Below are 14,418 nucleotides of genomic sequence, written 5' to 3' on the forward strand. Positions count from 1 at the left end.
CGTGCGGCGGCTCCCCCGGCCCGCTGCCCCACCGGGTGTCCGGGGTGGACTCCAGCACCGCCAACGCGGCGCTGGCGTTGATGTCCGGGCGGCGGACCTCCACCCCGTGCCGGCGGGCGTCGTCGACCAGGGTCTGCGGCGAGTAGAAGCCCATCGGCTGGGCGTTGAGCAGCGCGGCCAGGAACGGCGCCGGGTGGTAGCGCTTGAGCCAGGAACTGGCGTAGACCAGGTAGGCGAAGCTCATCGCGTGGCTCTCCGGGAAGCCATAGCTGGCGAACGCGGTGAGCTTGCGATAGACGTCGTCGGCCAGCTCACCGGTGATGCCCCGCTCGGCCATCCCGGCGTAGAGCCGGTCGGCGATGCGGGTCATCCGCTCGACCGACCGTTTGGCGCCCATCGCCCGGCGCAGCTGGTCGGCCTCGGCCGCGTCGAAGCCGGCCAGGTCGATGGCGAGCTGCATCAGCTGCTCCTGGAACAGCGGCACGCCCAGGGTCTTCTCCAGCGCGTTGCGCATCAGCGGGTGTGCGAAGGTCACCGGCTCCTGACCGTTCTTGCGCCGGATGAACGGGTGCACCGAGCCGCCCTGGATCGGGCCGGGCCGGATCAGCGCCACCTCGACCACCAGGTCGTAGAACTCGCGGGGCTTGAGCCGGGGCAGGGTGGCCATCTGGGCGCGACTCTCCACCTGGAACACCCCGACCGAGTCGGCCCGGCAGAGCATGTCGTAGACCTCGGGGTCGTCCAGCGTCATGTCGCCCAGGTCGAGGCTCTCTCCGATCATGTCGTAGCCGTAGTGCAGCGCGGAGAGCATGCCCAGGCCGAGCAGGTCGAACTTGACCAGGCCGACGGCGGCGCAGTCGTCCTTGTCCCACTGCAGGACGCTGCGCCCGGGCATCCGCCCCCACTCCACCGGGCAGACCTCGATCACCGGCCGGTCGCAGATCACCATGCCGCCGGAGTGGATGCCCAGGTGCCGGGGGAACGTCTGCAGCTCGTTGGCGTACTCCACCACCTGCTCCGGGATGCCCTCGACGTCGACGGTGGCGACCGAACCCCACCGGTCGATCTGCTTGCTCCAGGCGTCCTGCTGCCCCGGTGAGAAGCCGAACGCCTTGGCCACGTCCCGTACCGCCGACCGGGGCCGGTAGGAGATGACGTTGGCGACCTGGGCGGCGTGCTCCCGGCCGTAGCGGGTGTAGACGTGCTGGATCACCTCCTCCCGCCGGTCGGACTCGATGTCCACGTCGATGTCCGGCGGGCCGTCCCGCTCCGGGGCGAGGAACCGCTCGAACAGCAGCCGGTGCCGGACCGCGTCCACATTGGTGATCCGCAGCGCGTAGCAGACCGCCGAGTTGGCCGCCGAACCCCGGCCCTGGCAGTAGATGTCCTGCTCGCGGCAGAACCTGACGATGTCGTAGACCACCAGGAAGTAGCCGGGGAAGCCCAGCTCCTCGATCATGTTCAGTTCGTGGTCGAGCTGCGCGTACGCCGTCGGGTGCGCCTGCGGCGGCCCGTAACGCTCGTGCGCCCCGTCGGCGGTCAGCTTGCGCAGCCAGCTCATCTCGGTGTGCCCCGGCGGCACCGGGTACGCCGGCAGCTGCGGCGCGACGAGCTGAAGGTCGAAGGCCAGCTCGGCGCCGAACTCGGCGGCCCGGGCCACCGCACCCGGGTACGCGGCGAACCGGGCCGCCATCTCCGCGCCGCTGCGCAGGTGGGCGGTGGCCGCCGCGGGCAACCACCCGTCGATCTCGTCCAGGCTGCGCCGGGCTCGGACCGCGGCGACCGTGGTGGCCAGCCGACGCCGGCCAGGGCTGGCGTAGTGCACGTTGTTGCTGGCCACCGTCGGTAGCCCGGCCTCGGCGGCCAGGTCGGCGAGCGCGTCGTTGCGGTCGGCGTCGACGGGATGCCCGTGGTCGGTCAGCTCCACCGCCACCGTCTCCGCGCCGAAGAGCGCGGTCAGCCGGTCCAGCTCGCGGGCCGCCGCGTCCACCCCCTCGGTGAGCAGCGCCCCCGGCACGTGCCCCTTGCGACACCCGGTCAGCACCAGTACGTGGTCACGCAGCTCGGCGGCGACCTCCTCCAGGTCCCCGTAGACCGGACGGCCCTTCTCCCCGCCGCGCAGTTGGGCGCGGGCGATGGTGGTGGCCAGCCGGGCGTACCCCTCGTGGCCGTGCGCGAGCACCAGCAGGTGCGCGCCGTGCGGGTCGGGTTCGCCGTTCTGCGGGCCGGGCAGCCCGAGGGACAGCTCCGCGCCGAAGATGGTCGGCAGGCCGAGCGTACGGGCCGCCTCGGCGAAACGGACCACCCCGTAGAAACCGTCGTGGTCGGTGACGGCGAGCGCGGTGAGCCCCAGCCGGGCCGCCTCCTCGGCCAGTTCCTCGGGGTGACTGGCGCCGTCGAGGAAGCTGAAGTTGGTGTGCGCGTGCAGCTCCGCGTAGGGCACCACGCCGTCGGGGCGGGTCAGCTCCGGCGGTTGGTACTGCTCGCGCCGGCGACTCCAGGCCGGGGAGTCTCCCCCGTCGGCATCCACGGCGAGCGGGTCCACCACGTGCAGGTGCCGCTCACCCCTGCTCCCCCGGCCGCCGCCTGCCCGGGTGTCGCCGGCCCGGCCGGAAAGCACGCTTTCCAGCTCGGACCAGGGCATCTTCGGGTTGTGAAAGCTCATCCGGCCGCCCCGGCCGCCCCGGCCACTCCGGCACCGAACCAGCCAGCGCCGGTCATGGGTCGACCCGACTCAGTCATAGATCGCCTCCACCAGCCACTGCCCGGCCTCGACGGCGACCAGCAGGGCGGTGCCGTCGGCGAGGCTGACCTGGAACCGGGCCCGGCGGCGGGCCTCGACCGGCGCCCACCACCGCTCGTCCACCGGCCAGGGACCGGCCCAACCCACGATCTGGGCCGGCTGGCCGGTACCGACCACCAGCCGGGCGGGCGGAGCGCTCACCGCCAACCGCGCGCTGATCACCACCGGCTCGCCGGCGGCGTCGTGCACCGTCGCCGCGAGCGGGCTGGGCAGCACCACGGCCGGCGCGGGCGCCGGCAGTCGACCCGGCCACGGCGGAGCGCCGGGGCGGGTCGGGAGGCGTTCGTCGCCCCACGGCACGAGTCGTACCTGATCGGCGGGGGAACGCCCACCGCCGAGCACCGCGGTGACCACCGCCTCCGGGCCGAGGATGCCCTGCACCCGGCTCAACGCCCGGTGCGCCCGTTCCCGCTCCTCGCCGGTCTCCCCCCAAAGGCCGGCCTGCAGACCGGCCTGGGCGATCACCCCGTCCGGGATCAGCCGCAGCCGGATGATGCCGGCCGTCGGCCGGGCCGGTCGGGCGCCGGCGCGCCCGTTGCTGCCGGAGAGCCAACCGTCGAGCTGCCAGCGCACCCGGTCGGCGATGGCGGCGGCGGTGAGCAGGCCGTCGTGCCGCCACACCCGGTGCAGCTCCTGCCCGTGCTCGGTGATCGCCTCGATGCCGAGTCGGGTGCAGGCCAGTCCGTGCCCGGCCAGCCGTTCGTGCAGCTGTTCGGCCAGCGCGCGGGCGGCGAACGCCGCCGCGTCGACCCGGTCGATCGGCTCGTCGTGCTCGGCGGTCACCGTCAGGTCGGCCGGCGGCTGCCGGACGGCGAGCGGGCGGTGGTCGCGCCCGGCGGCGAGCCGGTGGGCCAGCGCGCCGTCGAACCCGAACCGGGCCAGCACGTCGCCGGCGGGCAGCGCGGCGAAGTCGCCGAGGGTCCGTACCCCCAGCCGGCGCAGCAGGTCGGCCAGCGCCGAGCGGCCGAGCGCCTCGACCGGCAGCCCGGCCAGGAACTCCGGTGTCCCGCCCGGCGCCACCACCCGACCGGCGCGGGCGGCCAGCCCGGCGGCGAACACGCCGTCGGCGATGCCGACCTGACTCTCCACCAGACACGACTGGGCGACGTGCTCGATGATCCGCTCGGCGGCCGCCTCCTCACCGCCGAGGTAGCGGCTCGGGCCGCGAGCGACCACCGCGCAGGCGCCCGGGCGGACCACCTCGACACCGGCGACCAGTTCCTCCACCGCGGCGACCACCGGCTCGAACGCCCGGGCGTCCCGGCCGGGATCGTGCTCCACGACGGTCAACTGTGGGCAGCGGCCCTGCGCCTCCCGCTTGCGCAGACCTCGACGCACCCCCTCGGCACGGGCCCGCTCGGAGCAGGCGACCACCCGGTTGGCGTGCAGCACGGCGACCGGGCCGGTGGCCGGCACCCCGTCGACGATCTCGGCGGCGAGCACCGGCCAGTCCGGGCACCACAGCAGCAGGGTCCGTGCCGGAGAGCTGGTCATCCCCGCCCGACCAGGGCGAGCGGCACGGCCGGTCGGCCTACGGTCGACCGCGCCGTGCGGGGGATCACCCGGGTGAGTTCGTCGCCGGGGAGCCAGACCTTGATCTCCTTGGGTCGGGCGGCGGCCCCACGCCCGCGGGCCGAGACGGTGACCTCCCGGCGGCGCAACCGCCCCCGGCCCTGCCCGAGCCCCTCCCAGACCCCACGGACCACCTGCAACGTCACGTCCGCGCCGTCCCACCGGCCGTACGGGACGAGCACGCTGCCGCGCTGCCGGGCCCGGGCGGCCAGCCGGGTGGCGACCGAGGCGGTGACCGCGGCCGGTACGGCGGTGACCACGACATCCACCCCGTCGATCAGTGCGGCGACCACGGTGGCCCACTCGGGACCGGGATTCGGCACCAGGGCCAGCCGATCCAGGGCGATACCCAACTCGGCGGCCGCGCCCGCACCGAAGGTCGGCACCCCCACCACGGCACACCAGGAGCCGGCCCGGGACGCCTCGGCGAGCAGGGCCAGCACCAGCGAGGTGCCGCCGCTGCGTCGAGGTTGACCGGCGGCGACCGCGATGGTGCTGCCCCGGCGTAGTCCCCGGTTGGGCAGCAGGCCGGTCAGCTCGGGCGTCACCGGCAGCACCCGGTGGCCGCCGACCGGGTCGGGTGCGCTCGCCGGGCGTACCAGATCGGCCAGTGCGGCGGAACCGACCACCATGCGGCCCGCCATCGGACCAACCCCCCCGTCGTTGCTGTGGATCAGATCAGGACCGGCACGCTGTGATGCCGGCCGCCCGGCTCCCCCCGCCGGGCGGCCGGCATCACGGCGGGATCATGCGGCGAGACCGTCCAGGGTGGGGAGGCCGTCCAGGGTGGGTTGGTGGGCCACGCCGAGCGCGGTCTCCACCACCGTGACGAACTGGTCGGCGGCGCGGAGCAGGTCGTCGGCCTCCCGGGCGCTGACCACCCGGGGGATGCCGGCCTCGGCGGCGGCCCGTTTGCTGGCCCCGGCGGCGAAGAACCGGGCCCACTCGTCGAGCTCGGGGGCGACGGCGCAGAGCAGGACCCAGACGCTGGTGATCCGGTTGCGGCGGCTCGGTGCGGGCCGGGCCCGGGCGGCGAGCAGGGCGGCCGCCGCGCGCAGCGCCGCCAGGTGGGCGGCCGCGTAGCGCAGGCCGTCGGGCCGCGTCTGGCCGGCCTCGACCAGCCCGCGCCGGGCCAACGTGAGCAGCTGGGCGGGGGTGCGGTGCGGCAGCACGTGCGCCGGCACCGTCGGTGCCTGAGCCGGGTTGGTCGGCATGGGACTGTCTCCTCCACGTGGCCGGGCGTCGCCTCGGCGCGGTGGTGCCGCCGATGAGACGCCGAGTCGGGTGGTGCGGAGGAAGACGCACCGGGTGTGGCCGGCCGGGTGTGGATGCTTCCCCACACCACACCCGGCCGGCGTACCGGCGGGTTCGTCGCCCGCCGCCCGGGGGTCGTGGGCGGCGGGCGACGCTCCTGCCTGTCGGGACCGGGCTCGCGACTGCCCGGAAACCCAGGTGCGGCCCGCGGAGCCGCACCGCCCGGAGCTGGCGCCGCGAAACACCTCGCTCCGGCTGGTTGGAACGGGCGTTCGAGGCAATCGAACACTCGTTCTAACTGCTGCTGACAGTACACCTCCCCTCCGACGAAAATGCAACGTGTGACGCGCCGAGGCTCGCCACCCGGGCGCACCGGGGTGAACCGACACCGGCGGACCGGGAAGAATGTCCTCATGCAGCCACACCCGAACGTACGGGCGGTGCAGGACGCGCTCACCGCCGCCGGCACGCTCGACGGCACCGGTGAGCCCAGCACCGTCCGCCTGCTGCCCGACGCGGTGCACACCGCGGCAGCCGCCGCCGAGGCGCTCGGCGTCGAGGTCGGCCAGATCGCCAACTCACTGATCTTCGACGCGGACGACGCGCCCCTGCTCGTGCTCACCTCCGGCGCGCACCGGGTGGACACCGCCGGCCTGGCCGCGTCGATCGGGGTCACCCGGCTGCGCCGGGCCACCCCGGAGTTCGTCCGGACGCACACCGGGCAGCCGATCGGCGGGGTCGCCCCACTCGGGCACCCGCAGGCGCTGCGCACCCTGGTGGACACGGCGCTGGCGGCGTACCCGGAGATCTGGGCCGCGGGCGGCGTACCCCAGGCGGTCTTCCCGACCACCTACACCGAGCTGCTGCGGGTCACCGCCGGCACCCCGGCCGAGGTGGCGTGAGCAAGCCCGCGGACCTGGTCACCCTGCACGTGTGGCGGATCTCCCGCGGCGCGTTGCCCCGGGCGCTGACCCGGATGGCGATGGACCCGCGCCGGCTGCGTGCCCTGCCGGGCGTCCGGTTCGGCAAGCTGCTGGGCACCGGAACCGGCACCGGCTTCGGCCCGGGCGACGCCGACCTCACCCGGTGGGCGGCACTGACCGTCTGGGACTCCCCCGCCGCGGCGGACGGGTTCGACGACTCGCCGGTCGGGCGCGCCTGGGCGCGGATCGCCCGCGCCTCCGTCCGGGTCGACCTGCGTCCGCTGAGCAGCCGGGGCGAGTGGTCCGGTCAACGGCCGTTCGGCGACCCGCCGGGCGGACGGGTCACCGGGCCGGTGCTGGCGCTGACCCGGGCGCGACTGCGGGCCCGTCGGGCGGCCACCTTCTGGCGGGCGGTCCCCCCGGTGGCCGCCGCCCTGCACGAGGCACCCGGACTGCTGGCCCGGTTCGGCGTCGGCGAGGCGCCGCTGGGTTGGCAGGGCACGGTGAGCGTGTGGCGCGACCCGACGGACCTGGTGGCGTTCGCGTACCGTCACCCGGAGCACCGGGCGGCGATCATGCGTACCCCCACCGCGGGCTGGTACGCCGAGGAGTTGTTCGCCCGGTTCGAGGTGCGCGACGTGGTCGGCGACCGGACGGTGCTCGGGTGGGTCGCCGACGGCGGCCCGGAAACGGTGAAGGGTGGACGGGCATGAGGTTGGTGCGCTGGACGCCGGACGATCTGGTCCGGCGGCTGGACGACGTGGTGGCCGTCTACGGCGAGGCGATGGGATACCGCACCGACCTGCTGGAGGCCCGGCGCGGCTACATCGCCACCCACGTCCGCCGGCCCGGCTTCCGGGCCGTGGCGAGCCTGACCAGCGAGGGTCACCTCGCCGGCTTCGGCTACGGCTACCTGGGCGCCGCCGGCCAGTGGTGGCACGACCAGGTGTACCGGGCGTTGGACGCCCCGACCCGCAAGCGGTGGCTCACCGACTGCTTCGAGGTGGTCGAACTGCACGTCCGGCCGCCAGCGCAGGGGCACGGCCTGGGCGCCGGTCAACTGCGGGCGCTGCTCGGCATGGCCGAGGGTGACACGACGCTGCTGTCCACCCCGGAGGCCGAGGAGCAGACCTCGCGGGCCTGGCGGCTGTACCGGCGGTTCGGCTTCGTCGACGTGCTGCGCGACTTCCACTTCCCCGGCGACGAGCGGCCGTTCGGCGTCCTCGGTCGGGACCTGCCCCTCGAGCCCCCCGCGTCATGACCCGGCGGATCTCCTGGGCGCTGCTGGCCGTCCTGGTGCTCGCCCAGATCTGCTACCCGCTGACCACCGGCGCCACCCGGGCCGGGCTGACCGTGGCCACGGTCGTGCTCGGCTGGCTGCTCTCGGTGGGCCACGCGCTGCTCAGCAGGGGTCCGCGGGTCGCCGCGGCGCTGGTCGCGGTGGCCACCGGCGGCGGGTTCGCGATCGAGGCGATCGGGGTGGCCACCGGTGTGCCGTTCGGCAGCTACGACTACTCCGGGGAGCTCGGCCCCAAGCTGGCCGGGGTGCCGCTGATCATCCCGCTGGCCTGGACCTGGATGGCCTGGCCGGCCTGGCTGGCCGCGGTCCGGCTGACCGGTGGCGGCGGGTCGACGCCCGGCGGTGGCGTGCCGGCCGGCCGGTGGGCGGGGCGGATCGCGCTGGCCACGGTGGGACTGGCCGCCTGGGATCTCTTCCTCGACCCGCAGATGGTCGCCGAGGGCTACTGGGTCTGGCGGGACGCCACACCGGCGCTGCCCGGCCTGCCCGGCATCCCGGTCAGCAACTACCTGGGCTGGCTGCTCTTCGCGGTGCTGCTGATGAGCGCGCTGCGCCCGCTTGCCGGGCCGGCCGCCGAGCACACCGGCCGGCGCGACGACCCGATGGTCGCGCTCTACCTGTGGACGTACTTCTCCAGCATCCTGGCCCACGCGGTCTTCCTCGACCTGCCCGCCTCGGCGCTGTGGGGCGCCGCCGGCATGGCGGTGACCGCCGTGCCGCTGACGGTGACCCTGCTGCGCGCCCGGCGGGCCGGCGACGCGGCCCGGGAGGACCGCCAGCCGCACCGTACCGGCGTCGACGCGACCCGATGACCGTCCTGCTCGCCCTGCTGCTCGCCGTCGCCGCGCTGACCGCGCACACCTGGCTCAACGCCGCCCGCTGGCTGCGCCGGCCCACCGACCGGCCGGACGAGGTCGACGAGCCGGTGGCCGTGCTGCTGCCGCTGCGCGACGAGGCCGCCCGGGTCACGCCCTGCCTGCGTGCCCTGCTCGCCCAGCGCGGGGTGCCCGGGCTGCGCGTCGTCGTCCTCGACGACGGTTCCACCGACGGCACCTCCGACGTGGTCCGCGCGGTGGTCGGCGACGATCCGCGAGTGACCCTGCTCGACGGGATCGCCCCGCCGCCGGGCTGGCTGGGCAAGCCGCACGCCTGCTGGCAGCTGGCCACCCAGGCCGACCCGAGCGCCACCGCGCTGGTCTTCGTCGACGCCGACGTGGTGCTCGCCCCGCACGCGGTGGCCGCCGCCGTCACCGAGTTGCGCGCCGCCCGCGCGACCCTGCTGTCGCCGTACCCCCGGATCGTGGTGGCGACGGCGGCCGACCAGCTGGTCCAGCCGCTGCTGCAGTGGCTCTGGCTGACCTTCCTGCCGCTGCGCGCGATGGAACGCTCGCCGCGGCCGTCGCTGGCCGCGGCGGGCGGGCAGTTCCTGGTGGTGGACCGGGCCGGCTACACCGCCGCCGGCGGGCACGCCGCGGTCGCCGACAAGATCCTGGAGGACGTCGAGCTGGCCCGGGCGGTCAAGCGGGCCGGTGGGCGGATCGCCCTGGCCGACGGTTCCCGGCTGGCCGCCTGCCGGATGTACGACGACTGGCCGCAGCTGCGCGACGGGTACTCGAAGTCGCTCTGGGCGTCGTTCGGGCATCCGGGCGCGGCGGCGGCCGTGGTGGCGTCGCTGCTGCTGCTCTACACCGCCCCGCCGCTGGTCGCGCTGGTGGGTGCGGCGGCCGGCGCGCCGGGGGTGGCCGCCGTGGGCCTGGCCGGCTACCTGCTCGGGGTGCTCGGGCGGGTGCTCACCGCGCGGGCGACCGGGGGTCGGTGGTGGCCCGACGCGCTCGCACACCCCGTGTCGGTCGTGGTCCTCGGTTGGTTGACCCTGCGGTCGTACCATCTGCGAAAGCGACGCCGCCTGACCTGGCGGGGCCGCCCGGTCAGCTAGGAGGCGCGGCATGGCGCGGATCGTGGTCGTCGGCGCCGGGGTGGGTGGCCTCGCCACCGCCGCCCGGCTGGCCGCCACCGGGCACCAGGTGACGGTCTTCGAGCGGGCGGAGACGGTCGGCGGCAAGCTCGGCCGGTACCTGCACGACACCCCGGCCGGGCCGTTCCACTTCGACACCGGGCCGAGCCTGCTCACGCTGCCCGAGGTCTTCCACGACCTGTTCGAGGCGACCGGGGCGAAGCTCGACGAATACCTGGACCTGGTCCCGCTGGACCCGATCGTCCGGCACGTCTTTCCCGGCGGCGGCCCGACCCTCGACTCGTGCGCCGACCCGGTGGAGTTCGCCACCCGGATCGGCGCGGCCTTCGGCGACCGGGCGGCGGCCGACTGGCAGCGGCTGTGGCGCCGGGCCGCACGGGTGTGGCACGCCTCCGAGCGGGACATCCTGCGCCGCAGCGTCGACTCCCCGCGCGACCTCGCGTCGCTGGCCTGGCGGCTCGGTGACCTGGCCGCCATCGCCCCGGGCCGCACCCTGCGCGGGCTGGGCCGCCGGCACCTGTCCGACCCCCGGCTGCGGATGCTGCTGGACCGGTACGCCACCTACACCGGCGCCGACCCGCGCCGGGCGCCGGCGGCGCTGGTCGCGGTCCCCTACGCCGAGCTGACCTTCGGCGGCTGGTACCTGCGCGGCGGGCTGGGCACGCTCGCCGACGCGCTGCTGACCCGCTGCCTGGACCTCGGTGTGGTCGTGCAGACCGACACCACGGTGACCCGCATCGACGCCACCGGAGGCCGGGTGCACGGGGTACGCCTCGCCGGCGTCGCCGCGCCGGTGCCCGCCGACGTGGTGGTGGCGAATGTGGACGCGATCACCGTCTACCGCGACCTGCTGCCGCACTCCCGTCGACTGGCCGCGCTGACCGACCGCAGCCTCGCCGGTTTCGTGCTGCTGCTCGGCGTCTCCGGCAGCACCGGCCTCGCCCACCACAACGTCTTCTTCCCCCACGACTACGACGCGGAGTTCGACGCCGTCTTCGGCGACCCCGGTCGGGGCGTACGGGCCCGGCCGGCCGTCGACCCGACGGTGTTCGTCACGGTGGCCGACGACCCGATGGTCCGACCGACCGGGCACGAGGCGTGGTTCGTGCTGGTCAACGCCGCCCGGCAGGGCACCGCCGCGGGCGCGGTCGACTGGCGCCGCCCCGGGCTTGCCGACGCGTACGCCGACCGGATCCTGGAGGTGCTGGCGCAGCGCGGCGTCGACGTACGCGACCGGTTGCTGTTCCGCGAGGTCCGCACACCGGCCGATCTGGACGCGGCGACCGGGGCGCCGGGCGGTTCGATCTACGGCACCGCCGGCGGGCTGCTCCGCCCGGCCAACCGGGGCCCGGCGCACGGGCTGTGGCTGGTGGGCGGCTCCAGCCACCCCGGTGGCGGGCTGCCGATGGTGACCCTCTCCGCGCAGATCGTCGCCGACGAGATCGGCCCCGCCTGGTAGGCCCGCCACTCACCGGCTGGCCCACTCGGCCGGCTGGCTTACACAGCCGGCTGGCTCGCTCAGCCGGCTGGCTCGCTCAGCCGGCTGGCTCGCTCAGCCGGCGTCGATCAGCGCGCGGCGGACGGTGGACAGCAGCTGCCCCAGGCCGAAGCCGGCCAGCAGCACCCACACCGCGGTCGCCATGGTGATGGTGCCGGCGGCCAGGTCCGGTTCGATCAGCCCGGCCAGGCCGGCGACCAGCAGCCCGACCAGCGCGACCGAGACACGGGTGGGGCGTTCGCCCACGGTCACCGCGCCGATCTCGCGCATGCCGGCGGAGACCGCGCGGGCCCGCACGTACTCGTGCAGCCAGGACAGCGCGCCGCCCGCGACGACCAGCGCGCCCGGCGCGCCGACCAGCCAGAACGCCAGCAGCCACGCCACCTCACCGAGCCGGTCGGCGAGCGAGTCGTAGACGTAGCCGAGCCGCGTGGTGCGGCTGGTGGCGACCGCCACCGCGCCGTCCACGCTGTCGGCCACGGCCGCGAACAGCACGAACAGCGCGCCGAGGAACGGCCCGTCGGCCGGCCGGGTCGCCAGCAGCGGTACGCAGAAGCAGAGCAGCACCCCGGCCACGGTGACCGCGGTGGGACCGACCCGCAGCCGGCCCAGCACATACCCGACGTGGTACGCGAACCGCAGCCACGCGCGTACCACCGGCGCGGCGGTCCGGGGGTCGAAGCCGCCGTGCAACCGCGCCCACGCCGTGGCGTACTGATCCCAGTTCAGCTGTGTGCCCACCTGAGGATCAACCGTCCTACCGGGCATCAGGTGTCGCGGACCGCGCGTTCACGCCCGCGCGCCGGCCTTCAGGTTCTGCCAGACCTCGCGGGTGGCGGTGGACCGGTTGAGGGTGATGAAGTGGATTCCCGGCACACCCTCGTCCAGCAGCCGACGGCTCATCTCGCTGGCCTGCTCGACGCCGAGCTGACGGACCGCCTCCGGGTCGTGGGCGACGCGCTCGAAGCGAGCGGCCAGCGCCGGCGGGAAGGGTGCCCCGGACAACTGCACCGACCGCTCGATGGTGCCGATCTGGGTCACCGGCATCACCCCGGCCAGGATCGGGGTGGCACAACCGGCGGCGGCCACCCGGTCACGCAGGCGCAGGTAGTCGTCGGCCTCGAAGAACATCTGCGTGATCGCGAACTCGGCGCCGGCACGGCACTTGCGGACGAAGTGCGCGGTGTCGCTGGCCACGTCGGCCGAGCGGGGGTGCTTGTACGGGAAGGCCGCGACGCCCACGCTGAAGTCACCGGAGTCGCGGACCAGGCGGACCAGGTCCTCGGCGTAGTCCACACCCTCGGGGTGGCGGACCCACTCGCCGCCCGGGTTGCCCGGCGGGTCACCGCGCACCGCGAGCACGTTGCGCACGCCCACCCCGGCGAGCCGGCCGATCACGTGCCGCAGCTCGGCGACGGAGTGGTTGACCGCGGTCAGGTGGGCCATCGGCAGCAGGGTGGTGTCGGTGGCGATCCGCTCGGTCACCGCCACCGTGGTGTCCCGGGTCGAACCGCCCGCCCCGTAGGTGATCGACACGAACGACGGGCGCAGCGACTCCAGCTCGCGGATCGCCTGCCAGAGCAGCCGCTCCCCCGCCTCGGTCTTGGGCGGAAAGAACTCGAATGAGAAGGTCGGCTGGCGGTCACGGATGAGCTCCCCGATCGCCGGCTGCGGATTGGGGAGTACCGAGGGAAGACCGAGCGCCACGACCCGACTCTAGCGGGCGGCGCCATCGGGACCCAGGAGCTTCCCACCGTCGTGCACGAGTCGGTCGATCCGCCCCGTAGCGGTAGGAGGGTCGCACGTCACAGGCTGATAGGCCGAGCGTTCGACGACGTCGATCGACTCGTCAGGACGTTGGAACCATTTCCATCGACGCATGAGCTGCCTCCCGAGATTCCTTGGGTGGCCGACACGCAGTGCCTACCCCTAGATCACTCAGCGTGCCGGCCACACTGCAACCGTAGGCCTGTCTAGGCAGCCTGTCCAGACAGGTAATGTCATGTCATGGCGAACAAGCGGTCGGGAAGATCCGGAGTACGGTGACGGGCGTGCCTACCCCGCACCCACAGCCGCGGCGCTACCGGCAGGTTGCTGACGAGCTACGCCACCGCATCGAGGCCGGCGTGATCGCCCCCGGCTCCTTGCTGCCCAGTGAATCGACCTTGATGGCCGAGTTCGCAGTCGCGCGCGGGACCGTTCGTGAAGCGTTGGCGCTACTGCGGGCAGAGGGCTTGGTGATGACAGAGGTTGGACGAGGCACCTACGCCCGTCCGAACATGCCCGTGCGTCGACTCGCTTCCGAGAGGTACCGCAAAGAGCTGGAGCAGGTTCGCAGCGGCGAGCTCGGAACGTCCTTCACTGCTGACCAGCAGGTTGAGTGGTCTGCCTACAGCCTCGACAGGAGCTTCGTCGAGGTGCCGGCTACCGAGCCCATGGCCAAGCTGTTCGGGGTGGAGCAAGGGACGATGCTGTTGGAGCGCCATTTCCTGTTCCGCACTCACGGCGTGCCGCAACAGATGTCCGTCTCGTCGCTGCTGCTCGACATGGTCGCCGGCACCCCGGTAGCCGACCCAAGGAACGAGCCCTGGCCGGGTGGCAACACCTCACAGCTATACAGCCTCGGGCATACCGTCACTGGCATCCGCGAGCGACCGCGATGGAGGATGCCGACGCCGGATGAGATTGAGTCTCTACAGATCCCTGGCGGCGTTCACGTCGTGGTGATCACTCGACAGACGTATGTCGGCGAGCGCGTGGTCGAGGTGGCACACATCGTCAGGCGTGCGGATCTGGTAGATCTGGACTACTGGATCGATCTTACCTAAACAATTCCGCTCCTGAGCTGACGCAATTTCCAACCGGGCGCTGGAACGTCAGCCTCTCGCTGTAGGACTTGATCTCAAAGATCGCAAGCCCGTGGATTGCCAGGCGTCCCCGTCGCGGTTGGTGTGAGCGCCGAAAGCGACCAACGCAAGCCGCTCATTGGGGCGGAGCTCACGGGATGCCAGCAGCCCCACCTTCACCGCGGCAGCACCGCCAAAGGCGGCGGAAGTCGTCGTACCCCAGGGGTAGGAAGGGGGGCACGGGCTG

At 74.1% G+C, this 14,418-nt stretch carries 13 protein-coding genes; 7 read left to right on the top strand and 6 right to left on the bottom strand.

Annotated features, from left to right (window positions below):
• The 4 genes from F8271_RS24230 to F8271_RS24245 form a co-directional block, all read right to left on the bottom strand.
• The coding region (locus tag F8271_RS24230) for an error-prone DNA polymerase (protein ID WP_151492131.1) at positions 1-2,665 on the bottom strand (2,665 nt) is incomplete at its 3' end.
• 69 nt (positions 2,666-2,734) lie between these two features.
• Positions 2,735-4,297 (bottom strand): DNA polymerase Y family protein, encoded by a 1,563-nt coding sequence (locus tag F8271_RS24235; protein WP_151492132.1) that lies wholly within the window; start codon positions 4,295-4,297, stop codon positions 2,735-2,737.
• Complete coding sequence (locus F8271_RS24240; protein WP_151492133.1) at positions 4,294-5,019, bottom strand: hypothetical protein; 726 nt, start codon at positions 5,017-5,019, stop codon at positions 4,294-4,296. Before F8271_RS24240 ends, F8271_RS24235 begins: the two co-directional genes overlap by 4 nt.
• 102 nt (positions 5,020-5,121) lie before the next feature.
• A complete protein-coding gene (locus tag F8271_RS24245; RefSeq protein WP_151492134.1) occupies positions 5,122-5,589 on the bottom strand; it encodes an SAV_6107 family HEPN domain-containing protein in 468 nt (155 codons plus the stop codon).
• 453 nt (positions 5,590-6,042) lie between these two features.
• Between F8271_RS24245 and F8271_RS24250 the strand changes: the two genes are divergently transcribed.
• The 6 genes from F8271_RS24250 to F8271_RS24275 are packed head-to-tail and all read left to right on the top strand — an operon-like array spanning position 6,043 to position 11,286.
• Positions 6,043-6,531 (top strand): YbaK/EbsC family protein, encoded by a 489-nt coding sequence (locus tag F8271_RS24250; protein WP_151492135.1) that lies wholly within the window; start codon positions 6,043-6,045, stop codon positions 6,529-6,531.
• Positions 6,528-7,265, top strand: coding sequence for a monooxygenase (locus F8271_RS24255; RefSeq protein WP_151492136.1), 738 nt, complete (start codon positions 6,528-6,530; stop codon positions 7,263-7,265). Before F8271_RS24250 ends, F8271_RS24255 begins: the two co-directional genes overlap by 4 nt.
• Positions 7,262-7,813 (top strand): GNAT family N-acetyltransferase, encoded by a 552-nt coding sequence (locus F8271_RS24260; protein WP_151492137.1) that lies wholly within the window; start codon positions 7,262-7,264, stop codon positions 7,811-7,813. The genes F8271_RS24255 and F8271_RS24260 overlap by 4 nt, the downstream gene beginning before the upstream one ends.
• Positions 7,810-8,664 carry a carotenoid biosynthesis protein gene (locus F8271_RS24265; protein ID WP_151492138.1) on the top strand — a complete coding sequence of 285 codons (855 nt, stop codon included), beginning with the start codon at positions 7,810-7,812 and terminating at the stop codon, positions 8,662-8,664. Before F8271_RS24260 ends, F8271_RS24265 begins: the two co-directional genes overlap by 4 nt.
• Positions 8,661-9,788, top strand: a complete 1,128-nt coding sequence (locus tag F8271_RS24270; protein WP_151492139.1) for a glycosyltransferase family 2 protein — start codon at positions 8,661-8,663, stop codon at positions 9,786-9,788. Before F8271_RS24265 ends, F8271_RS24270 begins: the two co-directional genes overlap by 4 nt.
• A 10-nt stretch (positions 9,789-9,798) precedes the next feature.
• The gene (locus tag F8271_RS24275; protein ID WP_151492140.1) at positions 9,799-11,286 is read left to right on the top strand and encodes an NAD(P)/FAD-dependent oxidoreductase; all 1,488 of its coding nucleotides are present in this window, start codon (positions 9,799-9,801) and stop codon (positions 11,284-11,286) included.
• A gap of 93 nt (positions 11,287-11,379) precedes the next feature.
• Here the strand turns inward: F8271_RS24275 and F8271_RS24280 are convergent, their stop codons facing one another.
• Both F8271_RS24280 and metF read right to left on the bottom strand, forming a co-directional pair.
• Entirely contained in the window at positions 11,380-12,093 is a 714-nt protein-coding gene (locus tag F8271_RS24280) for a CDP-alcohol phosphatidyltransferase family protein (protein WP_151492141.1), read from the bottom strand.
• Positions 12,094-12,114: 21 nt separating this feature from the next.
• A complete protein-coding gene (gene metF, locus F8271_RS24285) occupies positions 12,115-13,032 on the bottom strand; it encodes a methylenetetrahydrofolate reductase [NAD(P)H] (RefSeq protein ID WP_151492142.1) in 918 nt (305 codons plus the stop codon).
• Positions 13,033-13,376: 344 nt separating this feature from the next.
• Between metF and F8271_RS24290 the strand changes: the two genes are divergently transcribed.
• Positions 13,377-14,153, top strand: a complete 777-nt coding sequence (locus tag F8271_RS24290) for a GntR family transcriptional regulator (protein ID WP_192580434.1) — start codon at positions 13,377-13,379, stop codon at positions 14,151-14,153.
• Positions 14,154-14,418 lie beyond the last annotated feature (265 nt).

Source organism: Micromonospora sp. ALFpr18c (genome assembly GCF_008868155.1).
Lineage (GTDB): Bacteria > Actinomycetota > Actinomycetes > Mycobacteriales > Micromonosporaceae > Micromonospora.